Source organism: Serratia proteamaculans, from assembly GCF_946227095.1.
Classification (GTDB): Bacteria; Pseudomonadota; Gammaproteobacteria; order Enterobacterales; family Enterobacteriaceae; genus Serratia; species Serratia proteamaculans_E.
In genome coordinates this window covers 126580-152368 of record NZ_CAMISV010000013.1, presented here as the reverse complement: position 1 = coordinate 152368, position 25789 = coordinate 126580, and the positions used below count along the sequence as shown (strand labels likewise).

The window sequence follows — 25789 nt, the reverse complement described above, 5'->3', positions numbered from 1 at the left end:
GGTAGCTCGTCGGGCTCATAACCCGAAGGTCGTCGGTTCAAATCCGGCCCCCGCAACCAATCTTAATGACTACAGATAAGCACCTTAACGGGTGTTTTTTTGTATCTGAAATCCGCCAAGAGCGGATTCATCGCAATCGGACAGAACCATCCCGCACGTAAATGACACCAAACCAAAGTCCCGCTTATCAATCATAATGGCTTTCGCGTTTTTGTAGCCACATGCCCCATACGGCCAATGCAGATATCACCGCTGGCACGGCCGCAAGCAACAACAAGTCGGAAGCTATCCAATGCCGGGCAATCAACGCAGCACCCAATAACGGGCCGAGCATAGAAGCCCCCCGCCCAATCCCCAATCCCCAGCCCACGCCGGTTGAACGCAAAAATGTTGGATAACCATTCGCCGAAAGCGTATTCACCCCCGGCATACCCCCGACGACGAAAATTCCCGTGACGAAGACGGAGCTGAAAAGCATGAGCAGGTTTTTCGGATCAAAACCGATGGCGGCTATTGAAAGGGCGGCGATCGAAAAACCGGTGATGAGTACCGTGTAAGCACCCAATTTGTCAATGAGACGGCCAAGCGCCAGGGTACCCAAAACTCCGCCAAACTGTAATGCTCCCGTTGCCAAATTGGCTATTTCCAGCGATAGACCGGCGTCTTTAATAAGGGTTGGCAACCAGTTGGCCAAAAAGTAGAGATCGATAAGATTCATAAAGTTCACCAGCCAAAGTAGCAGTGTGAAGGTGGCTCGATTGTCGCTGAAGAGATCAACTACCGTTGCCTTGGCTCGCGCCGTGCCAACATGACCGACGGAAAGGTCAACACTCAGTACTTGCTGCTCTGAAAACACTTTACGCAAGGTGGAACGAATCGCCTTTTCCCCTTTTCCACACCTCAACATCCATTGTGCCGATTCCGGCAGGTACACCCACATTGAAATCGCCAAGATAATAGGCACAAGACCGCCGAGCATAAAAACGGCTCGCCAGCCGAATAGTGGGATCAGTAAGGCAGCGGCAATGCCGCCAAGCCCGCCGCCAATAGCAAAAAAGCAGCTTATGGTGGTGATATAAGTCGCACGCTGCCGTAAGGGGCTATATTCGACCACCAGCGCAATGCAATTTGGCATGACGCCCCCTAAGGCTATGCCGGCAAGGAAACGAAACACCATAAGTTGATTAATATTCTGGGCAAAGGCCGAACAAAGAGTGAACACGCCAAAAATTAGTGTGGCAGAAATGATGGACGGCCTTCGGCCGATCCTGTCGGCCAGCCACCCAAGTGCAAAACCCCCAATGGCAATGCCGGCCAAACCGGCGCTAAATACCGGACCCAGCAAAGCCGTTTCAAGCGACCATGCATCTCGAATTGCTGGTGCGGCATACCCCATAGCCTGGATATCAAAACCATCACACATCAGACAAAGCGCACACAGAGTCAGCAAAAAGAGCTGGCCGCGACGCGTCCCCACTCTATCAACCATATTCTGGATACTCTGCTTTCCTTCATTTACAGACGCTGGCATGGGAGATCCTTTTTCGACACGACACAAAAAAATATATTTTTTAATAAAATATATTTTTTAATCACTGTCAATGTTCGAAACTGATTTTTGAGCGCATGAGCTTATCGACAAACGAAAATTTGCGGTTTTGCCGGCCAGGCGGCTAGCGAACTCGCTGTTTGCATAGGGATTTAGATGGGAAGTAACGACAGTTGCGGCCGCTCACTGTCTCGGATACGGCCAATGAGCGGATAACAAAACGGTTTCACTGAAAGGTGTGGGGCCTACTCTATCTATAATTATCTGCGTGCGACAGCGCCACCGTTGGCAAAGTACGCCTTGATACCCGCCAAAATAGATTCCGCCACCTGCTGCTGGAAATGCGTAGTGCGCAGCTTGCGCTCTTCTTCTATGTTGCTAATAAACGCTGTCTCAACCAGAATCGAAGGGATGTCCGGCGCTTTTAATACCGCAAAACCGGCCTGATCGACCCGATTCTTGTGCAAACGGTTGATTTTGCCCATTCGGTTCAGCACTTCCTTACCGAATTTCAGGCTGTCATTGATGGTCGCGGTTTGTATCAGATCAAACATGGTGTGATCCAGATAGCGGTCACCACTTTTGCTGACGCCGCCAATTTGATCCGATTCGTTCTGGGTCTGCGCCAGGAACTTCGCCGCCGAACTGGTGGCGCCTTTGGTCGACAAGGCAAATACCGACGAGCCACGCGCGGCCCGGCTGGTAAAGGCATCGGCGTGGATCGACACAAACAGGTCAGCACGTTGCTTACGCGCCTTCGCCACCCTCACCTTCAGCGGAATGAACACGTCTTCATTGCGCGTCATAAACACTTTCATGTTCGGCTCACGCTTGATTAGCGTGCTTAGCCTGCGGGCAATCTGCAATACGATGTCTTTTTCACGCGTTTTGAATTTACCAATCGCCCCTGGATCTTCGCCGCCATGACCGGGATCCAGCATGATGACAATAGGTCGATCGCGCCCTGCCTTACCGGCCTGTGGCGCTTCCGCCGGCAAGGTACGCTCAAGGTCGCCCTTGTTGTAATCTTCCAGTAACGCCAACAGCGGATCATAATCTTCGCCACTGCCGCCCTTGCTCGGATACAAGTCCATCACCAGACGATTGCGGTATTCCGGCACCGGCGCCAGGGTAAACATGTGCGGGCTGACGCTGCGTTTAAGCTCCAGCACCAGCCGGACGGTATTTTGATCAAACTGACCGACGCGCGCCTGTTTCAGGTAGGGATCGTCGGCACGTACCTGGCCAACAATGCCCTTCAGCACGCTATTCAACTGCACGCCCTCGATATCCACCACCACGCGGTCGGGATTGGTCAGCGCAAACTGCTTATATTTCAGTTCAACGTTAGATTCGAGCGTCACCCGGGTATAGGTGGAGGAAGGCCAGACACGTACGGCGATGACATGCGATGAGGCGGCGACGCCAACGCGACTCACACTCAGCAACCAGCTTGCGGCAACCCCCTGCAATAAACGACGGCGGCCCAGATTGTGATTTGAGTTTGGCATGCGACTCCGGCAGTGGTAACAGATTAAAACAGATGAAAAAAACACCGGTCAAATAGGAATGCCGAAAACTTTAACCAATCATTCCGGCGCTGTCATCAGAAAATCTTTTTATGGTTTTTCAATTTATTAACGACTCAACGCCCCTGGCAAAGAAATAGAGACAATTTCTCACTTGCCATCAGGGCCATAAAAGAATAAAAATACAAAAATATCGTATAAATATGCAAATGAGGTTTGGCCGTGAAGGAACGTAGTACAGAGCTGGTCCAAGGATTCCGTCACTCAGTTCCCTATATCAATGCCCACCGTGGCAAGACGTTTGTCGTTATGCTGGGTGGGGAAGCCATAGAACATGAGAACTTTGCCAACATCGTTAACGATATTGGGCTACTGCATAGTCTGGGGATCCGTTTGGTGGTGGTTTATGGCGCGCGGCCGCAGATTGACGTCAATCTGGCACAGCATAATCTCGAACCGATTTATCACAAGCATACCCGCGTCACCGACGCCCATACGCTGGAGCTGGTTAAACAGGCGGCGGGTCTGCTGCAACTGGATATCACCGCCCGGCTGTCAATGAGCCTCAACAACACGCCATTACAGGGCGCGCATATCAACGTGGTCAGCGGCAACTTTATCATCGCCCAGCCGTTAGGAATTGATGACGGTGTGGACTACTGCCACAGCGGCCGCATTCGCCGTATTGATGAAGAAGCCATCCACCGTCAGCTCGACAGTAACGCCATCGTGCTGATTGGCCCGGTTGCCGTTTCCGTCACCGGCGAAAGCTTCAACCTGACCTCTGAAGAAGTGGCGACCCAGTTGGCTATCAAGCTGAAGGCCGAGAAAATGATCGGCTTCTGTTCATCGCAGGGGGTGACCAATCAGGAAGGCACCATCATTTCCGAACTGTTCCCCAACGACGCGCAAAAACGCATTGAAGAACTGGAAGAGAACGGCGACTACCACTCTGGCACCGTGCGCTTCCTGCGCGGCGCAGTGAAGGCCTGTCGCAGCGGTGTACGCCGCAGCCATCTGATCAGCTATCAGGAAGACGGTGCGCTGGTACAGGAACTGTTCTCACGCGATGGTATCGGCACCCAGATCGTTATGGAGAGCGCTGAACAGGTGCGCCGGGCGACGATTAACGACATCGGTGGCATCCTCGAGCTAATCCGCCCTCTTGAGCAACAGGGTATTTTGGTGCGTCGCTCACGTGAACAATTGGAGATGGAGATCGACAAGTTCACCATTATTGAGCGCGATAACCTGACCATCGCCTGTGCGGCATTGTATCCGTTCCCGGAAGAGAAAATCGGCGAGATGGCCTGCGTTGCGGTTCATCCCGACTACCGCAGTTCGTCACGGGGGGAAATGCTGTTACAGCGGGTGGAGAGCCAGGCACGCCAGATGGGCCTGCGTAAACTGTTCGTCCTGACCACGCGCAGCATCCACTGGTTCCAGGAGCGTGGTTTCACACCGGCGGAAGTCGACGTGCTGCCGGTTGAGAAACAGGCGCTGTACAACTATCAACGCCGCTCCAAAATTCTGCTGGCGGACCTGTAATCCTTTGTGGGCGCAGCATGCTGCGCCCCTGCTCATTATCACTCAGGCAGTGATCTGCAACCGCTCCGCCAACCCGCTACGACGCTGGGTAGGGGTTCGAATGGCTCGCATCAATACCGCATCAATGGCATACAACGAAAGCTGCCTGCGAGCACGGGTGATCGCGGTGTACACCAATTCACGCGTCAGCACCGGCAAGAAATGATTGGGCAACACCAGCACCGTGTGATCAAACTCCGAGCCCTGCGACTTGTGCACCGTCATTGCATAAGCGGTTTCATGCGCCGGTAAACGGCTCGGCTGCACCGACTTAATGCTGCCGCCCGGCAGTTGGAAGTGAACACGTAGCTCACCGGTCTCATCCCGCAAGGCAATGCCGATATCGCCGTTAAACAGCCCCAAAGCGCTGTCATTACGACCAATCATCACCGGACGGCCGGAATACCAACGCCCTGCTGCCCCCGGCTTGCGTTGGATCAGACCGGCGCGTTGCAGCCCTGTCTCAATGCGTTCATTTAACCCGGCAATACCGAAGGGCCCCTCTCGCAGCGCACACAGCACCTGGAAACGACCAAACGCCGCCAGCACCGCCACCGCGTCCGCACCTGCGACCACCTGCCGCAGATAATCACGATAGCCCGTCACGCAGGCATCCAGCAGCGCCTGATAGTCTTGCGTTTCCGCCAACGGATAACCGCTAACATCACTGAAACGGCCGTCGAGTGCCGCCAGTGCAAGCTTGCCATTACCGGTATTTACCGCAGAGGCCAGTTGGCCAATGCCCGAGTTGGCATCAAAGCGATAGCTTTTGCGCAGCAGACACAGACTGTCGCGCACTACGGCCTCCGCTTGGGCACTTTCTCCCTGCAACAGGCAGCCGGTCAGTCGAGAGAGTTGCTCTGCGCGCGCCACGCTGTAACCTTGCTCGGCAAAGCGGCAAATATCTCCCAGTACCGCCCCGGCCTCTACCGAAGCCAGTTGATCGCGATCGCCCAGGAAGATCACCCGCGCCTGAGCGGGCAAGGCGGCAATCAAACGCGCCATCATTGGCAAGTCGACCATTGAGGCCTCATCGACCACCAGGACATCCAGATGCAGTCGATTGCCACTGTGATAACGCATGCGCTGACTGTTGGGCTGAGCGCCCAGCAGACGATGGAGCGTGGAGGCTTCGGTGGGGAACAGCGCACGCTGCTCCGGGGTTAATGCCAGTTGTTTACCTGCGCTGCCTAACGATTCCGTTAAACGCGCCGCCGCTTTGCCGGTAGGCGCCGCCAACTGGATACGTAAACGACGGCCCTCGGCAAGCTGCACCAACGCAGCCAGTAATTTGGCGACCGTGGTGGTCTTACCGGTGCCCGGCCCACCAGAAATCACCGCAATACGTCGCGTAGCGGCCACTGCCGCCGCAATTTTCTGCCAGTCGGGTTCATCGGTCGCTTCGCCAAATAATTGGTCGAGAATGGTGCGCAGCTCGGCTTCTTCAACCGCCTGAGGCAGGCTGTCGCCACTGATAAACTCGGCAACCTCACCCTCGTTCTGCCACATGCGCTGCAGATACAATCGTTGTTGTTGCAACACCATCGGCATCGCGGTACTGCCATCGCCCACCGCCGCACTAGCCGACAGACGCTGCTGCCAACCGGCCACATCCAACTGCCCTGCCGCCAACCATGCGGCCTGTGCCAGCTCCGGCTGACGTCCGTCAAAGAGATTTTCCGGCAACAGCTGTTCCAGCATCAGACAGACATGACCCGCACCGGCCTCTGCGCTGAGGCAGGCCGCAGCCAGCAGCATCTCCGGCTCGTCGCTCCCGGCCACCACACGGGCGAACTGCAGGTCCAGCGGGCGCAACACGCCGAGTGCCTGCGCCTGTTCCAGTAGCGCGATCATGATTCATCCTCTGCCACAAGAGCCTCACCGCTGAATAACAAGTCCATGCCTTCCACCAATTGCGCCTCCGGGCGGCAGGCGAAAATGCCATTACCCGGATGCTGTGCATCCACACCGCGCAGGAACAGATAAATCACCCCGCCGAAGTGCCGCTGATAATCATAATCCGGCAACCGATGGCGCAGATAGCGGTGCAGCGCCAAGGTGTATAGCTGGTATTGCAGGTCATAACGGTGTTCCGCCATCGCCTGCGCCATCGCCGGTTGGGTATAGGCACTGCTGTCTTCACCCAGCCAGTTGGATTTGTAGTCCAGCAGGTAGTATTTCCCCTGCCAGCAGAATACCAGGTCGATAAACCCTTTCAGCATCCCCTGCACCTGTTGGAAATCCAATTCAGGGCAGCGAGCAGAAAGGGGATCGTAGCTTTTCACCAACCCATCCAGCTCATGCGCCTGCAACAGCTGCCCGATCGGCAGATAAAACTGCAGTTCGGCCTGTTTATGCTGCGGTGCCAGCGCCGACAACATGACACCGGTATCATTAAGCGGCGTGTTCAACAACACCTGCATCCACGCCAACAGTATCGGTTGCCAGTGCTCGGCAAACCCTTGTTGTTGCAACTGCTCCAGCAACCACGCCTCATCGAGCGGTTGGGTAAAATCGAGGGTTTCAAACAGACTGTGCAGGAAGGTCCCCGGACCGGCCCCCCGTGGGAAGGTATGCGGTGTGAGCGCTGGCTCACTTTCCTGGGCTTTCTCGCCGGCGGCATCGACATCCAACCGTGGCAACAAATCCTGCATCAGGCCCGCGCCATGTTGTTGCAGGCCGGTATAACTGGTCACCCGCCAGAAATCCTGTACCTGACGCGAGAAGTGCTTCGCCGCCAGCTCGGTCAAGGCCGGCGTTTGCGGCAGCCAGGGCTGCTCGTCCAGGGTTTCCACCAGCGACAGCGCAACGCCTTCTCCAGCCAGCTGTTGCAGGCATTGCTGCAGATAAGCCGCATCACCCGCCTGGCCGGACTGCACCAGATAACCCAGCGCGCTGCGATGTAAATCGGTATCACCCTGTTTCTTGCGGGTGCCTTGAATCAACGGTGCAATGCCAATACTGCAGTGGTATACCGAACGGGTTAGCGCGACATACAGCAGACGTAGATCTTCTGCCAGCCGTTCCTCCTCCGCCCATTCGAGACTTTGTTCATCGGCATTGAGATCCAGCAAGGCCTGGAAACTCTGGCGATCGTGGTACAGCACCTGCTGCTGCTGGCGGAAATTGCCGACGAACGGCAACCACACCAGATCGAACTCCAGCCCTTTAGATTTATGGATGGTGATTACCTGCACCAGATGTCGGTCGCTTTCCAGCCGCAGTTGCTGGTTATCGGACTGTCGATTGGGCTGGGAAATCTGCTGTGCCAGCCAACGCACCAGCGCATGTTCGCTGTCGAGCTGTGCGGAGGCCTCCTGCAACAGTTCCCCCAAATGCATCACGTCGGTTAACCGACGCTCACCACCGAGGCTGGCCAACAGGTTTTCCGCCAGATGACGCTGATTCATCACTTCACGCAGCATCGGCAACACGCCGCGGCGCAGCCAGAGCGTTCGGTATCTGTCGAACTCACTGACCAGCGCATCCCAGGCGCGCTCATCCTGGTTCAATCCGTCCAGCGTTGGTGCGTCCAGCCCCATCAGCCCGGTCGCCATGGCACTGCGCAGCGTGCGTTCCTGCTCCGGTGCCAGCACCGCCTGCAGCAGCCACAGCAGATCTTTGGCTTCTGGCGTATCGAATACGCTGTCGCGGTTGGATAGATAAACCGAAGGTATGGCCAGCGCACCCAGGGCATCACGCACTAACGCCGCCTCATTGCGGCTGCGCACCAGTACGGTAATGTCTGACGCTTCTACTGCCCGCCGCTTTTCGCCGTCCACCAGCCAGGCCTGCTGGTCTTGCCCGGCACTGAGCCAATCGCGGATTTGCGTGGCGCACAGGCGTGCCATCAGTTGTTGGTACTCACTAACGCCAACACCTTCCCCTTGCTGCAGCCAAAACTGCATCGCTGGCTGAGGCTGGTTTTGCAGCTCAAATGCCAACCCCCGGTTTTTCTCGGCGGCGGCCACTTCAATAAAGGGAATTTGGCCGAACAGGAAGGGTTTTTCCACCTGAGCAAACAGATGGTTAACGCTGCCCACCATCGCCGGGGACGAGCGCCAGTTGGTTTCAAGCGTATAGTGGGCGCTTACCTCTGAACGGGCGCGCATATAGGTAAAGATGTCGGCACCGCGGAAGGCGTAAATTGCCTGCTTGGGGTCGCCGATCAGCAGCAGGCCGCATTCTGGCCTGCCGACATAGAGTTTTTGGAAGATGCGGTATTGTTGGGGATCGGTATCCTGGAACTCATCGATCATCGCTACCGGGTAACGCTGGCGGATCGCCTGCGCCAACCGTTCGCCACCGTCACTCTGCAATGCGCTATCCAGTCGGCTTAACAGGTCATCAAAGCCCAGTTCGGCGCGCTGGCGCTTCTCCTGCTGAATGGACAGCCGAATCTCGCTCAACGCCCGTGCCATGATCAAGTCACGTAACGTCAGCGGTTCATCGAACAGTTCGTCGATCGCCACAAACAGCGCATGCCGTGGCGGCTCGCCTTTTTTGGTTTTATCCAGCAGTACCGACTGGCGGAATTTATCCAGCTCTTTCGGCAGTTGATAGTCCTGAGTTTCCAGCACTACCCATTCACCCACCTTATGCAGCCAGTTGGGCAGGTGCTTGCTGCTGTAACTGCGCTTATCTACGCCGGACTGGCTGATCAACGCTTCCAGATCGCCCGCTGCTGCCAGCCACTGCGCTTTGATGGCGTCAATGCGCGCCACAATCTGCTCATGGCGCATCAGCACGGTTTCTTCATCCTTCGGTGGCCGACGCAGCATTGGCGCTTCGCCGTGCAAATAACCGGAAAGATCGGCCAGTAGCGCTTCCGGACCACTCCACTCCTGATTCACCGCCCGGGCGACGCCCAGCGGTAACGGATAACAATGACGGCGCCAAAAGTCCGCACAGGCCTGACGGCGTAGCGGCAATTCATCCTGCACCAGCGTTTGTTCAAACAGAATGCCGGACTCGAAGGCGTTATGGGTCAACATGCGCTGGCAAAAACCGTGGATGGTGTAGATTGCCGCTTCATCCATCTGCCGTTCGGCAGCCAGCAGCTGTGCGGCGGCATCGGGCAGATCGTCAATTTCCGCCATCAACGAAACAAATAATGGGTTATCACATTTAGCTTTTTTACCGCGCACGCAGGCAATGCGTAATCCATGAATATTGCTACGGATACGCCCGCGCAGCTCCTCGGTGGCGGCCTCGGTAAAGGTCACCACCAGGATCTCCTCTACCGTCAGCGGTCGGGGAAAGGCCGCTGCCTGGCCCAGGCCAAGCAGCAGGCGCAGATACAGCGCACCAATGGTAAAAGTTTTACCGGTCCCCGCCGACGCCTCTATCAGCCGTTCGCCAAACAGCGGCAACGTTAGCGAGTCAAGCCGCTGCGGGGTGGTCTCTGTCATGGTGTCGCCACCTTGCGTGGCATAGTTTTCTGCAACGCAGAGGCATTTGGATAAGTCACCCAGTTCGGCTGTACGGCGTAATCGGCCTTCTCTTGCCCACTACCACTCACCTGCGACAGCACTGCCAGCCCCTGTGGCTTAATCACCGCCTGATGGAAATAATCCGCCAGTTTGGTCGGTGTCAGCTGCTGGATCTGCTCAATCAGCTTATGGCGAGTATCGAATGAGAAGTTGCCGCGGTCGAAGTCATTGGCGAAACGGCCGGCCTCTTCGCTCAGGGTTTGCGGACGCTGCTTCAGTTCGTTGATCATCGCCTGCTTGTACTGTTCGAAGTCAGCCGGTTTCATCTCACGCAGGCGTTTCTCGGTTTTCGGATAGAAATCCTGGTAGCGCTGATACAGATAGGCCGGCTGCTTGCTGTTGCTTTGCAGCAGGAAACCAATCCCCCACTGACGGCCCACGGACATAGGGAAAGCAAACACCGCGTAGCCCAGTTGTTCCTGAGTGCGCAGTTGGCTGTAGAACCATGGCTGGATAATCTGGCCCAACAGCGAGCTGTAAGCCATGCCGGTCACTTCGTCGTAGCCGGTCGGCACATACACTGCCGCCAACGCCGAGTCGGTGCTGCTGCCTGCCCGCTGCAGATTGGCCAACTGACTTTTAGTCACTTCGACGTCTTCGCCGTGCCACCATTCGATACCGGTGCAACCCAGGCGATGTTTCAGCGTTGAAGCCAGGGTATCCACCTGCTGCTTGCTCATATTCCCCACCACCAACAGCTCCGGCGTCGCGTCGGCCAACAGGCTGTCGCGGTAGGCCAGTACATCTTTCAGCGTCAGGGTTTTCAGCACCTCACGGCGCTCGCTGCGTTCGGAGTAAGGCACGCGGGACACCATCTGCACCGGCTGGATCGCCAGCTCAAACGCTTTACCCTTCTCGGCGGAGTCCAACTGCTCCAGATACCAGGACTTGGCCTGCGCCAGTTGATCTTCGGTCGGCGTAAAGCTCGAGTAGCCCTCGATCAGGGAAGTCAGCAGTTGCGGCAAGCGCTGGGTAAAGCCGTTGGCGTTGAACTCCAGACCGTTGTTCGGCGAAGTTGAGAAACTCAACCCGCCAACCGAAGCCTGGTAGCTCAGTTGATCCAGCGAAATCCCTGCCAGATAGTCAGTCAAAGAGAACAGCACCTGGTTGCGCGCAGAATCCATGGTTTTTGCATTGCGGAACGCCACTGTGACGTCGGCCTTCGGCTCGTCGGCAAAGTAACGGCTCGGCATGTACAACACACGCAGGCCCGGTTGGTCGACCACCATCTCCGGTTTTTTAAACTCGTGCGAAGGTTTGGTCAGGCTGAAATCATCCGGAATATACGGATTCAGCGTGGGTAACGACAGGCTGATCCCTTTACCCAGTTGCTGCCACTGTTCAAAGCGCTGCGGGGTGATTTTATCGACCTGATAGGGCGCATTGACGAAGTAAGCCATCTTGTTATGTGGCTCATTCGGGCTGACGAACCAGATCCGCGCATTTTGCGGCGTCATGGCGTCCAGGCGCTCGGCAATCGCCTTGGCGTCATAGCGGTCGGCCAGGTAAGGCGCATCCAGCGTATGTTCAACCGGCACACGCAGCATGGTATCCACCAGCCATTCGATGTAATCCATATTGCGGGTGATCGACGGGTAGCGGAAATCCAGATTCAATACGTGGGAGATCTCATCAAAATAGCTTTGCTTGATGCCTTCGCTGCGCAACATTTTCAGGTAGTTAAAGATGGCAGCGACAACTTCGTCACGCTTGGCCAAGCCTTTGTCGGTCAGTGAAACGCTGATTGAGAATACACCACCGTTGCGATCCACCATAGGATCGGCCCCGGCATTGATGGCATCCGCCAACCCCTGCTTTTGCAGCCAGTCAGACAGGGTATTTTGGCTGCGGTTGCCAATCAGGTAACTGATGTAGGTATCGGTTTTGCTGCGGAATTCAGCACTGTTATTGTCGATACGGAATTCCACTTTCAGCTGCTTGCGCGGCTGGGCCGGGACATAGTGAATAATGATGCCCTGCTGTTCAGGAGTAACCGCCGGGACGTTGATCGGCGGCACGCTGGCGTCACGATTAGGCACGCGGCCAAAAGTTTTGGCTGCCAGTTCAGCCAGCTCCGGCAATGGCTGGTTGCTGTACAGCACCCCCATCATCAGATTGGCGGAATAATAGCGTTGGTAGAATGCCGTCAGCTCATCGTGCAGCTTGCTGCCCGGCTTGTCTTTTAAGGTATCGAGGTTACCGCCGGAGAAGCGCGCACTGGGGTGCGCCGGGTTCAGCGTTTCTGCCCCGACCTGCGCCATGCGCATTCCGTCGCGTGAACGCGCCATCGTCAGCTCGGCATTAACCGCGTTACGTTCACGATCGGCATTGCCTGGCTCCAGCAGCGGTTCGGCGATAGCGTCCGCCATGCGGTCTACCGCCGGGGCCAACGCGTCGTTTTCCACTTCCAGATAGAACGCGGTGCGATAAGAAGCGGTGCTGGCATTATGGCTGCCACCGTGTTTCTTCAGGAACTCCGCCAGATTCTCCGCCTGCGGGTAGCGTTTGGATCCCATCAGCACCATGTGCTCCAGGTAGTGCGCCAACCCTAGCTGACTGTTCGGATCTTCCAGCGAGCCGACCGGCAGCGCCAGCGCCGCCAGTGATTTCGGCGCCTGAGCGTCGGAAACCAACAGCACGGTCATGCCGTTCGCCAACTTGATCGCCTGATACTGACGCGGATCGTGATCGCTTTTGTTGATCTTTTCCGCCAGCGGTTGCCATCCCTGTGCGGCCCAGCTCAACGGCGCCCAAAACATAACCACTAATACTAACCCGGTGATGCGGGCCAACTGTCTGCGCATATCCAAAATGAACCCCTATTCTGACGCCGTCGCGCCACATCCCTGACGTTGACGGCGTACATCAAAACAACACAATCAAAATCCATACCCTATGAATTTCAAGCTGGCCGCTCTAGCGCGTCCATGCGCTCGCGGCATTTGTACATCCCTGTACAGCACAGCTAGGCGGCCAGCTCGCTCATCCCCAGGCGCTTACTTGAGTAAGTAACTGGGGTGAGCGAGTGCAGATAACAACGCTGCAGCTTGAAAGGCGACGGGTCTATATGCCTGTACGTTATGTAAGACCGGAGCTAACCCCGATAGTTGAATATAACCCTGATTATTTTTACCACCTCAGGGCAATCAGTACCACTGGGGGATTGTTACCCAAGGTTATGCCGTGCCACCGGCAACAGATAACGCTCTGTTTCGGCCAGAATTTGCGCTAAATAAATATTGTCTAATTGGCGGAATACCCGTTGCACATAGGGATCCTCGCCTTCGCCTGGAATACGCTGATCGCCCTGCCAGGTTTGCAGCAACTTGGCCCGGGCCTTGATTTGCACCTCTTCATCCCAGTCAATCTGCTGCGTCTCTGGCTGATAGCACTGGCTCAGCCACGCCCAGCCACTTTTGTTCAGTAACAGCAACGGCTGACACAGACCGCGCTGGTAGCCGGCCACCAGTTCAGCCAATTGCTCGTGGGCCTCTTGCGCACTTAACGCGGCAAAACGCCAGGCAGCCCCTTTGCGTCCGTAGATGCGGCTTTCTCCGCTACCACCGACGCAGCAGTACACCAGATGTTCCAGCCATAGCAATATGCCGTCGACTGCCGATAAGGTTGACGGCCGCCAGCGCAGCAGCCCGTCGTCCTGGACCTGATGTAGCCAGCCGCTGATGCGCACACCGGCAATCTCGATATCCAGTTCCAGGCTGTGCCCTTCACTACGTTCGGCGCGTACCTGTTCGGCCAGCTCGGTCATCTCTTCCTGCTGCTTCTGCCAGTATATTTCGCCGAAGGGGCCAAAAGGTAATCCGCCGGCGGCACGCACCCGCTGAAACAGGCGGGCGGCGTCCCCACCGTCAATCAGCGTGTTCAGCAGTTGGCTGTTGAACTGATAGCGGCTGAGATTATCCAGGGTGAAGGGTTCTTCGTCCGGCAGTTCGGTTTCTTCCAGGATGAAACTGACCCCCAATCGCAGTTGGAAGAAGGCGCGGATCGGGTGGCGGTAGAACCGCAGTAAATCGTCCAGCGAGATCTGCGTTTTTTCATCCGGCAACAGGGGCTGATTAAACGCGGGATGCGCCGCGCCGCGCCGATCGGCGGCAGGTAACCACTCTGCCGCATAGCTTTGATCTTCGGTGTCGGGCAGGAAATTCTCGGCGGCAAACGGCATGCGTGTATGCCAGTTAAGCAAGTGTTTACCTACGAGTCGTGCGCTGCCATCGGCGTCCAGATGTTCATCGCCCGGCAGGCAATAACTTTGCTCAAGATACTCCAGCAGTTCGGTCACCAACACCGAAGCATAACGCTCGCTGTTATCCTGAATGGAGCGGCCAATAAAGCTGATATACAACCGTTGTTGCGCCGACAGGATCGCCTCCAGGAACAGGTAGCGGTCATCATCACGACGGCTGCGGTCGCCGCGTTTTACCTGTTGCGCCATCAAATCAAAGCCTAGCGGCGGCAAAGTGCGCGGATAAACCCCATCGTTCATGCCCAGCAGGCAGACCACTTTGAACGGGATGGAACGCATGGGCATCAGCGTACAGAAGTTGATTTGTCCGGCCAGGAAACGTTGGCTGATGCGTTCCTGATCGAGACGCGCCGCCAGTTCATCACGCAGAATAGACAGCGGTACCTCGTCGGGATAGCGCGCCGCCAGCCCAAACTCAAACAGCTTGTTCCACTGCTGTTCTATCAGCGCCAACACCACTTCCGTTTCGCCGTCCTGTTCAAAGAAGGTTTCAAGCAGTTGACGGCACAGTGGCTGCCACTCCGGCAAACAACGCGCCTGCCCCAGCAGTTGCCGCCAGCGGCTCAGCGCCGCCAGCAGTTCCGCCAGTTGCCCGGCCAGTTCGGCCACCAGCCCGCTCGACTCGTCATAGGGTAAAACGCCCTGCCAGTCGCCGGCATTGCTGTCCATGGCGTAACCCAGCAGCATGCGTGTAATACCGAATTGCCAGGTGTGCTGGCCGGTAGCGGGCAGATCCAGTTCACGCACGTTGTCGTCATCCAGCCCCCAGCGCACGCCGGACTCGCCGACCCAGTGGCGCAACAGGCGCAGCCCTTCCTCCCGAATGGAGAACCGCGCGGCCAGCGCCGGAACCTCCAGCAAGGCCAGCACCTGCTCTGAGGTAAAGCGGCTCTGCGGCAGATCCAGTAATGAGATAAACGCCTGTAGCGCCGGGTGAGCCTGGCTGGCCTTGCGGTCAGAGATGGCAAACGGCAGATAGCGTTCGGGGGAAGCATTACCGAATACCGCCTGAATATAAGGCGTATAGCTGTCGATATCCGCCACCATCACGATGATATCGCGTGGCGTCAGCTCAGGATCGTCCGCCAGCATGCTCAACAGCTGATCGTGCAGTACTTCCACCTCACGCTGCGGGCTGTGGCAGGCATGCAGGCTAATCGAGCGATCGGCCGGATCAAGCCGACGTTTAGTGACGCTGCTCTCCAGCGTTTCCGGTGTGGTACCGATAACCGCACTGTTCTTCAGCTCCAGCATATCGTGCTGAATAGCATGCAGCAGATTGTCCGCAGGGATATCAACAAAGGCAAAAACTTCCTCTGAGGATTCGATCTGCGAGAGTAAAAAGTGGTGGTCGCGCCCCAGCTTGCCCCATGAAGCCAGCAGCGGGTTTGGCAGGTCTTGCTCGCCGGCGTCGTTAAACAACCCGGCGGCATTATCAGGATCCCGGAATAACGAATATTCCGTTTTGTCGCGATAATGCTGCCGCTTACGGCTCTGCAATTTAGCCAGGAATGACTGGCTCTGAATGTCCCCCCAATAGTAGCGGCACGGGTTGGTGAACATCAGATGAATATCAATATGCTTGCCCAGTGCCTGCAACGCTTCCAGATACACCGGGGGCAACGCCGAGATACCGCAGATAAAGACCCGAGGCGGCAGCCCCGCCGGCGGGGTTTCAGCTTTCTCTAACGCGCTGATAAAACGGCGATACAGGTTGGCACGGTGCCATTCCGGCTGCCCCAATTCCTGAGTGTACTCAACCAGCCGCGCCCACAGTGGCGCTTGCCATTGCTGTGCCTCCGCCAGCTCATCAACACGCTCACCCTGCTGCCAGCTTTCCAGCCATTGCGGGCGATACACCAGATATTGGTCAAACAGGTCAGCCACCCGACCGGCAAGCTGGTGAATTTTACGCTTGTCGCCGTCGTCGGTGAGGTAATGCTGCAGCGGGGCAAATTCAGGTTGGGTAAGCTGATCGGGCAACAGCCACATCAGCTTCCAGGTCATGGCGTCTTTGCTGAAGGCGCTCTCTTTCGGGATCCCCGGTAACACGCGGGTGAACATGTCCCAGATGAAGGTGGCCGGCAATGGGAAAGCAATGTTGGCAGCAATGCCAAACTGTTCTGCCAGTTGCATCTGTAACCACTGCGCCATGCCAGGGCTCTGTACCAGCACCACTTCCTGTTGAAAAGGATCGGCCAATGGCTCTCTGGCTATCAACGCGCTGGTCAACGTTTTCAGCAAATCCAACTGATTGGAATGATAAACCCTAAACATTGGGAGCTCCCTTAAAACAAAATATCCGCCGGATCACGGGCGCATGCAGTACCAACGACTGAGTTCCGCCCACTGTCGCTGGGGCGTTTGTATTCTTACCGTCAGCCGTTGGCAGCCGGCTTGCGGGGTGCTTAACCCTGTCTCACGTTGCCAACCGGGGCCCGGTAGCGGCAGCCCGACATCCACACGCCCGCTAGCGGCGAAAACTTCCAATTGCTGATGCGCCAACGACCAGGCCTGTCGATACTGCCACTGACGCTGGAACGACTGCAACAGCACCTGATGATACTGTAACAATCCCAGCAACGACACCGCGAACAGCAACGCGGCGATCAGTACCTCCGGCAGGCTGAAACCCCGTTGGCGCCATAACGCTGCACCGGACGCGCTGCGCAGGTTACTCCGCACAGTCTACCTGCTTTTTTTCAGGGCAAAAATCCAGCCAGCCGCCGGTTTCCACCCTCAGCCCGATGTCACCCCCGGTGCCTTCAGGTTGGGTTCGTTGGTATAACCGCAACGGTTCCCCATGGCTGATCTGCGCATCACCACGTACCAGCACAATACCCGCCTGAGAGGATAATTTGGCACAGGCGCGCAGCTCACCGGTTTGCTGACACCACCAGTCATTAGCGACCAACCGCCCACGCGGCCAGGACTGCACCACGCCCCAACTGAGCGCCGAAGCGGCCTGATTATAAGCCTGTAGATAACGCTTCTCATCGGCGGCCAGCAGCAGAGCACTGTCCAGTTGGCGGTGCTGAGCATTCAGCAGCATCAACCCCATCACCAGTAACATCATTACTGCCGCCAGGGTGCTGCCTCCCTGCTGCCCGCCAGCCTTCATGGCAGTGAGGCCATGTTAACCGCCCACTGCAGGCTGCGCCGTATCCCTTTATCCGCTTTTGAACGGCCACTCAAGGCCAGCGCCACCCAGTTTTTACCGCTGTCGCCCGCATTCACCTTGATGCTGAAGGTTTCAATGCGCACTTCGTCGTTATCGAGCAGACGCTCCCAGCCGGTGCCACGGCAGTGACTCACGCCTCTCTGCCCTTCCAGCATGCCTTGCCGTAACCGGTACCCGAAGTAGCTGGCGTCGGCACCGAGGGTTTCCCAGCGCCCGCTGCGGGTGATGTCATAGGCAATTATCACACAGCTGCCCGCCGCCTCCCCGGCCGCACGACCGATCAACAAGGGTTGCCCCTGGCACTGGCCTGCACAGAAGCCAGCGCGGCGCAGATCCTTCTCAATGCCAAAGGCTAACTGCCGCAGCACCGACTCCAGCCGATAATGCCGACCGACATCGACACTGTGCTGACGCAACACCGGATAAGTTTTAGCCGCAGCCAGCGCAATCAGACTGCCAAAGGTCAGTGCCAGCATCACCTCCGGCAGTGTAAAACCGCGCTCTAGGGCTGACATACCGCAATCCCCCTCAGGCTCACGTCTTGGCCGCATAGCCGTAGCCGCCCCTTGGCAGACAGCACCAGGCGCAGGCTGCCGGCACCATTCCTGAGCACGATATGCCCGGCCTGGGCATTGTTACGCAAGCCATAAAACCCGATATCTTTTTGGGTAAACTCCGCCAGTTGCACGTCCCGATAGTCAGGACGGAACACATCATCGCCGAGCGCTGCACAATCCACCGGCGTTTGACCGCTGCCGATGCACCAGGGATCGCCGGTTTTAAACCCCAGCAGCGCCGTGCGATTACGCCAGTTGGCGTCCGCCTGTAACCGGGTGAGAAAGGCCAGCAGTTGCTGTGCGGTATGCTCCAGCCGCAAGGCCTGCTGATAATGACGCCAGTGGCTAACGCCCCAACCGGTCAGCAGGCCCGCCAGGGTAATCACCACCAGCAGCTCAATCAGCGTCATGCCGCGCTGGCCCGCAATGTTGAAAATCATCTTGTCATTCATGCCGGCCAGTGTAACCAGAGGCACAGCAGGATAAAGAAGGCGTTACCTGGCCTGAAGCGCACTGCGCAACCTTTCTATGAAACTGACGGGGAAGCCCGATTAAATGCGAAGCAGAGCGCAGAAACAGCGAAGGCGGACTGGCAGAAAAAACCAAGGGCGCAACCTGTGCGCCCTTGGGGATCAATCATCGGGTAAAAATCAGATGGCAACCGGTGCCTTGATGGCGGGGTGCGGATCGTAACCTTCGATTTCAAAGTCTTCGAAACGGTAATCGAACAACGATGCCGGCTTGCGCTTGATCACCAACTTCGGTAATGCACGCGGTTCGCGGGTCAGCTGCAACTGGGTCTGTTCCATATGGTTGCTGTACAGATGAGTGTCGCCACCGGTCCAGACGAAATCACCCACTTCCAGGTCGCATTGCTGCGCCATCATATGTACCAGCAGCGCGTAACTGGCGATGTTGAACGGCAGGCCAAGGAACACATCGCAGGAGCGCTGGTACAGCTGGCAAGACAATTTGCCGTCTGCCACATAGAACTGGAAGAACGCGTGGCAAGGTGCCAGCGCCATCTGATCCAGCTCACCCACGTTCCAGGCGGAAACGATAATACGGCGCGAATCCGGATCCTGTTTCAGTTGGTTCAGCACGGTGGTCAACTGGTCGATCTGACGGCCATCAGCCGTCCCCCAGGCACGCCACTGCTTGCCATAAACGGGGCCAAGGCTGCCATTTTCATCCGCCCATTCGTCCCAGATGCTGACGTTGTTTTCCCGCAGATAAGCCACATTAGTGTCACCATTCAGGAACCACAGCAGTTCATGGATAATCGAACGCAAATGACACTTCTTGGTAGTGACCAGCGGGAATCCTTCCTGCAAATTGAAACGCATCTGGTGGCCGAATATCGACAAGGTGCCAGTGCCGGTACGGTCGGCTTTAGGGGTGCCCTCGGCGAGCACTTTGTTCATCAAATCCAGATACTGTTTCATTTGTTCCTCACGACAGTTGTTGCTGCGGGCGACGACGATACGCCCAAATCATCATAATAATACCGGCCACCACCATAGGGACGGACAGGATCTGCCCCATGCTGATGACGCCGTCAAACAGGCCAAGCTGGGCATCCGGCTGGCGGAAAGCTTCGACGATAATACGGAATGCGCCGTAGCCAATCAGGAACAGGCCGGAAACGGCCCCCATCGGCCGCGGTTTGCGGATAAACAGGTTCAGAATGATAAACAGCACCACGCCTTCCAACAGCAGTTCATACAGCTGGGACGGGTGACGCGGCAACACGCCGTATTGGTTCAGGATAGGCAGCAGTTGCGGATCGGCGGCAGCCAGCGCCACGTCTTCCGGACGTGAGCTTGGGAACAGCATCGCCCATGGGGTATCGGTAGTCACACGGCCCCAGAGTTCACCGTTGATAAAGTTGCCCAAACGGCCGGCACCCAGGCCGAAGGGGATCAGCGGGGCAATAAAATCAGAAACCTGGAAGAAGGTGCGTTTGGTGCGGCGAGCGAACCAGAACATCACCAGGATCACCCCCATCAGACCACCGTGGAATGACATGCCGCCATCCCAGACTTTGAACAGATACAGCGGGTTATCCATGAACAGCGGCAGGTTGTAGAACAGCACATAGCCCACGCGGCCACCGACGAACACACCGAGGAAACCGGCATACAGCAGGTTCTCTACTTCATCCTTGGTCCAGCCGCTGCCCGGTTTGTTGGCCCGGCGTACCGCCAGCCACATGGCAAACACGAAGCCAACCAGGTACATCAGACCGTACCAATGCAGAGAAACCGGGCCGATAGAGAAAATCACCGGATCAAATTTAGGAAACGCCAGATAGCTATTGGTCATCTATCACCACAACAAGTCTATTATTCTTCCCCATCCGGGGGCGGCAGGTGCCAAACGCGGTGAAACACAGCAGGAGCATTATTTTTCCGTTGCTTTCAGCGCAGTTGAGAAGGCGGATAATAGCATAAGCTTAACCGCCTCCGGACGGGCCTGCAGGGAAAAGTTCTGTAAAAAAATCAGTCAGCCCACGGCCTTACTTACCGCCGCGGATCAAACCACCCATGCCGCGCCGTTCCATAAATGCCGCTACCTGATGACGTACTTCGGTGGTCATTTGGGCATTAAGCACCCGCTGCACCAGCACTTCGGCATCGGATAACTCAATGTGCCGCAGCAGATATTTGATGCGCGCCACGCTACGTCCGTTCATGCTCAGATTACGGTAACCCATCCCCACCAGCAGCAGCGCCCCCATCGGGTCACCGGCCAGTTCCCCACACAGGCTTACCTGCAACCCAACCGCCCTGGCCTGCACGGCGATCAGCTTAAGCACCTGCAGCATAGAGGGATGCAGACTGTCGTACAGCGACGCCACCCGGGTATTGTTGCGATCTACCGCCAACAGGTATTGGGTCAGGTCGTTGGTGCCTACCGAGATAAACTCAATGCGCCCGGCCAGATGCGGGATCATGAAGACCATCGAGGGCACTTCCAGCATGATGCCTAATTTGGGTTTTGGGATTTCATATCCCAGCATCTCTTCCACTTCCCGCCCTGCGCGGTCGATCAAGCGTCGGGCCTCGTCGATCTCTTCCAGGCTGGTGATCATCGGCAGCAGTATGCCCAGATTGCCGGTACCGGCATTGGCACGCAGCATGGCACGCACCTGGATCAGGAAGATCTCCGGCTGATCCAGGGTAATACGGATGCCACGCCACCCCAGACAGGGGTTTTCTTCGCTGATCGGCATATAAGGCAGTTGCTTATCGGCGCCAATATCCAGCGTGCGTAGCGTCACGGGCTTGTTCGGGTACAGCTGCAGCATGCCCTGATACTGGGCGACCTGTTCCTCTTCGGAAGGGAAGCCGCTCTGCAGCATAAAAGGGATCTCGGTACGGTACAGACCCACACCGTCAACCCGCCCGCCCAGCAGTTTTTCATGTTCAGGGCTGAGGCCGGCGTTAAGCATTACCTGAACACGCTCGCCGCTTTTGAGTTGGGCCGGTTGCTCAACGTCGTCTTCAGCCAGCTTGCTTAATTCCAGCTCTTCGCTGATCAGCCGTTGGTATTCCTGCACCAGCACCGGTTCGGGATCGACCAGCAGTTCGCCGCGATAACCGTCGACGATCAGCAGCCGCTGGCTGAGCAGCGCAGGCTGGATATCCGCCCCCATCACCGTCGGCACGCCCATCGCCCGCACCAGAATGGCGGCATGGGAGTTGGCGGCACCGTCGCGCACCACTACGCCGACCAGTCTGTCTTGCGGCATTTCTGCCAGCAGGGTCGCGGTCAATTCATCGGCCACCAGCACAAAACGCGCCGGCCACTGCGTAGCGCCCTGGGTGGTGTCATCGAGGTGGAATAACAGACGCTGGCCAAGCGCGCGCAGATCGCTGGCGCGCTCGCGCATATAGGTGTCTTGCAGGCTGGCAAACTGAGCCGCAAAGACTTCGATCACCTGTTTAACCGCCCATTCCGCCACGGAACCGGCATCAATTTCGGCAAACAGTTCGCGCTTGAGGCGCGCGTCGTTCAACAGGTGAGAGTAGAGGTCGAAGATCGCCGCGCTCTCTTTTTGCGAGCTGGCGGCAAAGCGCTTGCTGAAACGGCGGAATTCCGCGCCGGCTTCTTCCAGCGCCTGAGTCAGGCGCTCCCGCTCGCTGGCAGTATCGAGCGTCGAAGCCTCGTAAACTTGATCGAGTGAAGGCTGGCTGCTGTCCTGCCAGCCTTCAGCCACCGCAACGCCTGGGGAGGCCGCCAGTGCACGAATGCGCGTCTGACGATACTGTCCGAAAATGGCGTTAAGCTGTGACTGCGAGAGGATCCCGGCCATTTGCGTGGCCAGGGTCACCATGAAGGATTCTTCGCTTTCGTCAAACTGACGTAGCTCACGCTGCTGTACCACCAGCACGCCCAGCAGTTGGCGACGATGAATGATCGGCACGCCGAGGAAGGATCGGAAACGATCCTCTTTCACCTGGGGAATGTATTTGAAGCTGGGGTGACTCTGCGCGTCGGCCAGGTTAATCGGCTCCGCACGGCGTCCGACCAAACCGACAATGCCTTCATCAAAAGCCAATGCGATAGCGCGCCCACGCGGTTTTTTTAACCCGCGTGTCGCCATCAGGTAATAGCAGCGGCGGTCGTTGTCCGCCAGATAGATGGAACAAACTTCTGTATCCATTGCCAGACAGGTTTCATTGACCAAAAGATCCAGCGCATCTGTCAGGCTGGCCGCCGCGGCCACCTTCTCAACAATTTCTCGCAAGCGCGTGAGCATAGTCGGCTTAACTTAACCTCTCTTCCGGCGATAAGCGGGGGTCTGCCGCTGTGCTGCCTGCTCCTGCATTGGCATCACGGTGACGGCGAATTCTTTCATCACCCGGCGGTACACGTCGCGTTTGAACGACACCACCTGGCGCACCGGATACCAAAAACTCACCCAGCGCCAACCGTCAAACTCCGGCGTGCTGCTGCGTTGCATATTGATATCAGCGTCATTGCACATTAACTGCAACAGAAACCATTTCTGCTTTTGGCCGATACAAACCGGCTTTGTGTCCCAACGCACCAAACGTTTTGGCAATTTATAGCGCAACCAGTTGCGGGTTGAGGCCAGGATGCGCACATCCTTTTTACTCAGCCCCACTTCTTCGAACAGCTCACGGTACATTGCCTGTTCTGCGGTTTCACCAGGGTTAATCCCACCTTGGGGAAACTGCCAGGAGTGTTGACCGTAACGGCGAGCCCACAGGACTTGCCCCTGACGATTACAGATTACGATACCAACATTCGGGCGGTAGCCATCATCATCGATCACCGGACTACCTCGATAAGCTTAAATTCGCATAGATACCCTGATTGTTTCACACAAGCTACAGGCGGTAAACCACTGCTTTGCGGCGCTGCAGACCGGATAACATTGGGATAACTCACAGATAATGGCAAAGTTATAAACATGCGAGGCGATTTACACGCGGTTTTATTCACTTTTTCTGTGGATAGGTGTGTGAAGAACTCAAGGGATAAGCCGGTAAAACTCTGGTGGGCCTAAAAACCCCGTAAAAATATAAATCACATTAATCGTTTAAAAACATAAAGATACATAATTATCAACAGCCCTATACAGAGCAAAAATGTGATCTATGTCCGTTTAGGATCTTACCCTGGTGAAAGATCCACCAACGTCGTTTTTATCCACAGATTATCCGTATGAGTTACGCACAAAACGGACAATTTCGCAAAAAAGTGCCTGCGTCAAGGCTGTAAATCGAACCAGTGATCGGTAAAAATTTGGGTTATCCCATAAATCTGTGGATAAATAGGTGTAAGATCCTGTTTATTGTCGGTGGCTTCAGGTGCACAAGCGTCGCCCGGAATTTTTCCTCTGCCGGCTGCGAGAAAAAAAGTCATGAAAAATCATGCTACTATTATTCTTTTCCCCGGTCCTTTCCCGCCAAGGTTCTCTGTGGACAAATACAGTACGTTTTTCAACCAAATCTAACAGGCTGGTATTATGGCGTTTTTATCTCCTCTGCCCCCTCCTCCAGAAAACGAACAACAGCTGTTTGAACGGGCTCAGCAGCTTGCCGGCTGCCATCTGGGTGAACTGGCCGAACGTGCACAGTTGGCTATCCCCAAAGACCTGAAGCGCGATAAAGGCTGGGTTGGCATGCTGCTGGAGCAGTATCTGGGCGCCATGGCGGGCAGCAAGCCGGAGCAGGATTTCCCCGAGTTGGGCATCGAGCTGAAAACCATCCCGATAGACGCCGCCGGCAGACCGCTGGAAACCACCTTCGTCTGCGTGGCGCCCTTAACCGGCAACAGCGGCGTAACCTGGGCCAGCAGCCATGTGCGCCATAAGCTGGCGCGGGTGTTGTGGATCCCGGTGGAAGGCGAACGACAAATTCCGCTGGCACAGCGACGTATAGGTTCACCGCTGTTGTGGAGCCCGAGCGCCGAAGAGGAAGAAATGTTGCGCCGCGACTGGGAGGAACTGATGGATTTGATCGTGCTCGGTCATGTAGAGCGGATCACTGCCCGCCACGGTGAAGTGCTGCAACTGCGTCCCAAGGCGGCCAACAGTAAGGCCCTGACCGAAGCTATCGGCGAACAGGGTCAGCCGATCCTCACATTGCCGCGCGGGTTCTACCTGAAAAAAAGCTTCACCGGTGCATTATTGGCAAGACATTTCTTTATCTGATCCCTTTTGTTTAGGTCGCGTTTAGCTAACAGTGTCTCTGTATCAATAAACGCGTATAATTCAGCCTTTGCTTTTTATTAAGGTGTGGTTTGCCAATGTTCGAGTGGATTATGGATCCCAATGCCTGGTTAGCGTTAGGTACGCTGACCATTCTTGAGATCATTTTGGGTATTGATAACATTATTTTCCTTTCGCTGGTGGTGTCCAAACTGCCGAAAGCGCAGCAGAACAAGGCTCGCCGCATCGGTCTGGCCGGCGCAATGTTAATGCGTCTGGGGCTGTTGGCCTCTATCGCCTGGGTGATCCGTCTGACCCATCCGCTGTTTAGCTTCATGGACCACAGTATCTCGGCACGCGATCTGATCCTGCTGCTGGGTGGGCTGTTCCTGATTTGGAAAGCCAGTAAAGAGATCCATGAAACCATCGAAGGCTCAGATGAAGAGCACCACACCAAGGTGCACGGCTTCTTCGGTGCCATCGTGCAGATTATGCTGCTGGACATCATTTTCAGCCTGGACTCGGTGATTACCGCAGTAGGCCTGTCCGACCATCTGTTTATCATGATGGCCGCAGTGGTGATTGCCGTTGGCGTCATGATGTTTGCCGCCCGCCCTATTGGTGAGTTCGTTAACCGCCATCCTTCGGTGAAAATGCTGGCGCTGGCGTTCCTGATCCTGGTGGGCTTCACCCTGATGCTGGAAAGCTTCCAGGTGCATGTACCAAAAGGCTACATCTACTTTGCGATGTTCTTCTCAATGTCGGTCGAAGCGCTTAACCTGATGCGCAGCAAGAAAAAAACCGTCTCTGAGTAATCCCCCACGGGAGTGCGCGCCAGCCGCTCCCGTTATTATTTTCGCCTTCCCCCCTGCTCAGCGTCACTTTCTCTATAAAGATAAAGACTTATCCGAAACACGGCGCATCCAGAGTTTGCTACTCTAAGAAGAA

Annotated in this window: 17 protein-coding genes; 3 read left to right on the top strand and 14 right to left on the bottom strand. The window is 56.3% G+C overall.

Annotated elements, in window-relative coordinates:
- Nucleotides 1-187 precede the first annotated feature (187 nt).
- Nucleotides 188-1531, bottom strand: a complete 1344-nt coding sequence (locus OC597_RS22080; RefSeq protein ID WP_261425250.1) for an MFS transporter — start codon at nucleotides 1529-1531, stop codon at nucleotides 188-190.
- Nucleotides 1532-1809: 278 nt separating this feature from the next.
- A complete protein-coding gene (gene amiC / locus OC597_RS22075; RefSeq protein ID WP_261258577.1) occupies nucleotides 1810-3060 on the bottom strand; it encodes an N-acetylmuramoyl-L-alanine amidase AmiC in 1251 nt (416 codons plus the stop codon).
- A 240-nt stretch (nucleotides 3061-3300) separates the two neighbouring features.
- On the opposite strand from amiC, the gene argA reads away from it, so the two are divergent.
- Nucleotides 3301-4626: an amino-acid N-acetyltransferase gene (gene argA / locus OC597_RS22070; RefSeq protein ID WP_261258579.1), complete on the top strand. Its 1326-nt coding sequence runs from the start codon at nucleotides 3301-3303 to the stop codon at nucleotides 4624-4626.
- 42 nt (nucleotides 4627-4668) lie between these two features.
- Here argA and recD read toward each other — a convergent pair whose 3' ends face one another.
- From recD to rppH, 12 genes are all read right to left on the bottom strand, one after another.
- The gene (gene recD, locus OC597_RS22065) at nucleotides 4669-6519 is read right to left on the bottom strand and encodes an exodeoxyribonuclease V subunit alpha (RefSeq protein ID WP_262210486.1); all 1851 of its coding nucleotides are present in this window, start codon (nucleotides 6517-6519) and stop codon (nucleotides 4669-4671) included.
- On the bottom strand, nucleotides 6516-10076 hold the full coding sequence (gene recB / locus OC597_RS22060) for an exodeoxyribonuclease V subunit beta (RefSeq protein WP_262210485.1): 3561 nt from the start codon (nucleotides 10074-10076) through the stop codon (nucleotides 6516-6518). Before recB ends, recD begins: the two co-directional genes overlap by 4 nt.
- Nucleotides 10073-12961, bottom strand: coding sequence for a pitrilysin (gene ptrA / locus OC597_RS22055; protein ID WP_261258813.1), 2889 nt, complete (start codon nucleotides 12959-12961; stop codon nucleotides 10073-10075). The genes recB and ptrA overlap by 4 nt, the downstream gene beginning before the upstream one ends.
- Nucleotides 12962-13323: 362 nt before the next feature.
- On the bottom strand, nucleotides 13324-16695 hold the full coding sequence (gene recC, locus OC597_RS22050) for an exodeoxyribonuclease V subunit gamma (protein WP_262210483.1): 3372 nt from the start codon (nucleotides 16693-16695) through the stop codon (nucleotides 13324-13326).
- Between the two features lie 33 nt (nucleotides 16696-16728).
- The gene (locus tag OC597_RS22045; protein ID WP_314733068.1) at nucleotides 16729-17103 is read right to left on the bottom strand and encodes a prepilin-type N-terminal cleavage/methylation domain-containing protein; all 375 of its coding nucleotides are present in this window, start codon (nucleotides 17101-17103) and stop codon (nucleotides 16729-16731) included.
- Nucleotides 17093-17539, bottom strand: coding sequence for a YgdB family protein (locus tag OC597_RS22040; RefSeq protein ID WP_261425258.1), 447 nt, complete (start codon nucleotides 17537-17539; stop codon nucleotides 17093-17095). Before OC597_RS22040 ends, OC597_RS22045 begins: the two co-directional genes overlap by 11 nt.
- Nucleotides 17536-18114, bottom strand: coding sequence for a prepilin peptidase-dependent protein (locus tag OC597_RS22035; RefSeq protein ID WP_262210481.1), 579 nt, complete (start codon nucleotides 18112-18114; stop codon nucleotides 17536-17538). Before OC597_RS22035 ends, OC597_RS22040 begins: the two co-directional genes overlap by 4 nt.
- Nucleotides 18102-18608, bottom strand: coding sequence for a prepilin peptidase-dependent protein (locus OC597_RS22030; protein ID WP_262210480.1), 507 nt, complete (start codon nucleotides 18606-18608; stop codon nucleotides 18102-18104). The genes OC597_RS22035 and OC597_RS22030 overlap by 13 nt, the downstream gene beginning before the upstream one ends.
- A gap of 198 nt (nucleotides 18609-18806) precedes the next feature.
- Nucleotides 18807-19601, bottom strand: coding sequence for a thymidylate synthase (gene thyA, locus OC597_RS22025; protein WP_085118584.1), 795 nt, complete (start codon nucleotides 19599-19601; stop codon nucleotides 18807-18809).
- A gap of 7 nt (nucleotides 19602-19608) precedes the next feature.
- Nucleotides 19609-20481, bottom strand: coding sequence for a prolipoprotein diacylglyceryl transferase (gene lgt / locus OC597_RS22020; protein ID WP_085118585.1), 873 nt, complete (start codon nucleotides 20479-20481; stop codon nucleotides 19609-19611).
- Between the two features lie 193 nt (nucleotides 20482-20674).
- Nucleotides 20675-22921: a phosphoenolpyruvate--protein phosphotransferase gene (gene ptsP, locus OC597_RS22015; RefSeq protein WP_261258597.1), complete on the bottom strand. Its 2247-nt coding sequence runs from the start codon at nucleotides 22919-22921 to the stop codon at nucleotides 20675-20677.
- Between the two features lie 12 nt (nucleotides 22922-22933).
- Nucleotides 22934-23461: an RNA pyrophosphohydrolase gene (gene rppH / locus OC597_RS22010; protein WP_012146527.1), complete on the bottom strand. Its 528-nt coding sequence runs from the start codon at nucleotides 23459-23461 to the stop codon at nucleotides 22934-22936.
- A 696-nt stretch (nucleotides 23462-24157) separates the two neighbouring features.
- Here rppH and mutH point away from each other — a divergent pair.
- Together mutH and OC597_RS22000 are read left to right on the top strand one after the other, a co-directional pair.
- Nucleotides 24158-24844, top strand: a complete 687-nt coding sequence (gene mutH / locus OC597_RS22005) for a DNA mismatch repair endonuclease MutH (RefSeq protein ID WP_112347242.1) — start codon at nucleotides 24158-24160, stop codon at nucleotides 24842-24844.
- A 95-nt stretch (nucleotides 24845-24939) separates the two neighbouring features.
- Nucleotides 24940-25656 (top strand): TerC family protein, encoded by a 717-nt coding sequence (locus tag OC597_RS22000; protein WP_099063783.1) that lies wholly within the window; start codon nucleotides 24940-24942, stop codon nucleotides 25654-25656.
- The last annotated feature ends 133 nt before the right edge of the window (nucleotides 25657-25789 follow it).

Bases quoted from the DNA above. Each gene is read 5' to 3' on its own strand.
- OC597_RS22080 (WP_261425250.1), bottom strand. From the start codon at position 1,531: ATGCCAGCGTCTGTAAATGAAGGAAAGCAGAGTATCCAGAATATGGTT.
- recD (WP_262210486.1), bottom strand. From the start codon at position 6,519: ATGATCGCGCTACTGGAACAGGCGCAGGCACTCGGCGTGTTGCGCCCG.
- mutH (WP_112347242.1), top strand. From the start codon at position 24,158: ATGGCGTTTTTATCTCCTCTGCCCCCTCCTCCAGAAAACGAACAACAG.
- OC597_RS22040 (WP_261425258.1), bottom strand. From the start codon at position 17,539: ATGAAGGCTGGCGGGCAGCAGGGAGGCAGCACCCTGGCGGCAGTAATG.
- thyA (WP_085118584.1), bottom strand. From the start codon at position 19,601: ATGAAACAGTATCTGGATTTGATGAACAAAGTGCTCGCCGAGGGCACC.
- ptsP (WP_261258597.1), bottom strand. From the start codon at position 22,921: ATGCTCACGCGCTTGCGAGAAATTGTTGAGAAGGTGGCCGCGGCGGCC.
- OC597_RS22035 (WP_262210481.1), bottom strand. From the start codon at position 18,114: ATGTCAGCCCTAGAGCGCGGTTTTACACTGCCGGAGGTGATGCTGGCA.
- recB (WP_262210485.1), bottom strand. From the start codon at position 10,076: ATGACAGAGACCACCCCGCAGCGGCTTGACTCGCTAACGTTGCCGCTG.
- ptrA (WP_261258813.1), bottom strand. From the start codon at position 12,961: ATGCGCAGACAGTTGGCCCGCATCACCGGGTTAGTATTAGTGGTTATG.
- recC (WP_262210483.1), bottom strand. From the start codon at position 16,695: ATGTTTAGGGTTTATCATTCCAATCAGTTGGATTTGCTGAAAACGTTG.
- amiC (WP_261258577.1), bottom strand. From the start codon at position 3,060: ATGCCAAACTCAAATCACAATCTGGGCCGCCGTCGTTTATTGCAGGGG.
- OC597_RS22030 (WP_262210480.1), bottom strand. From the start codon at position 18,608: ATGAATGACAAGATGATTTTCAACATTGCGGGCCAGCGCGGCATGACG.
- lgt (WP_085118585.1), bottom strand. From the start codon at position 20,481: ATGACCAATAGCTATCTGGCGTTTCCTAAATTTGATCCGGTGATTTTC.
- OC597_RS22000 (WP_099063783.1), top strand. From the start codon at position 24,940: ATGTTCGAGTGGATTATGGATCCCAATGCCTGGTTAGCGTTAGGTACG.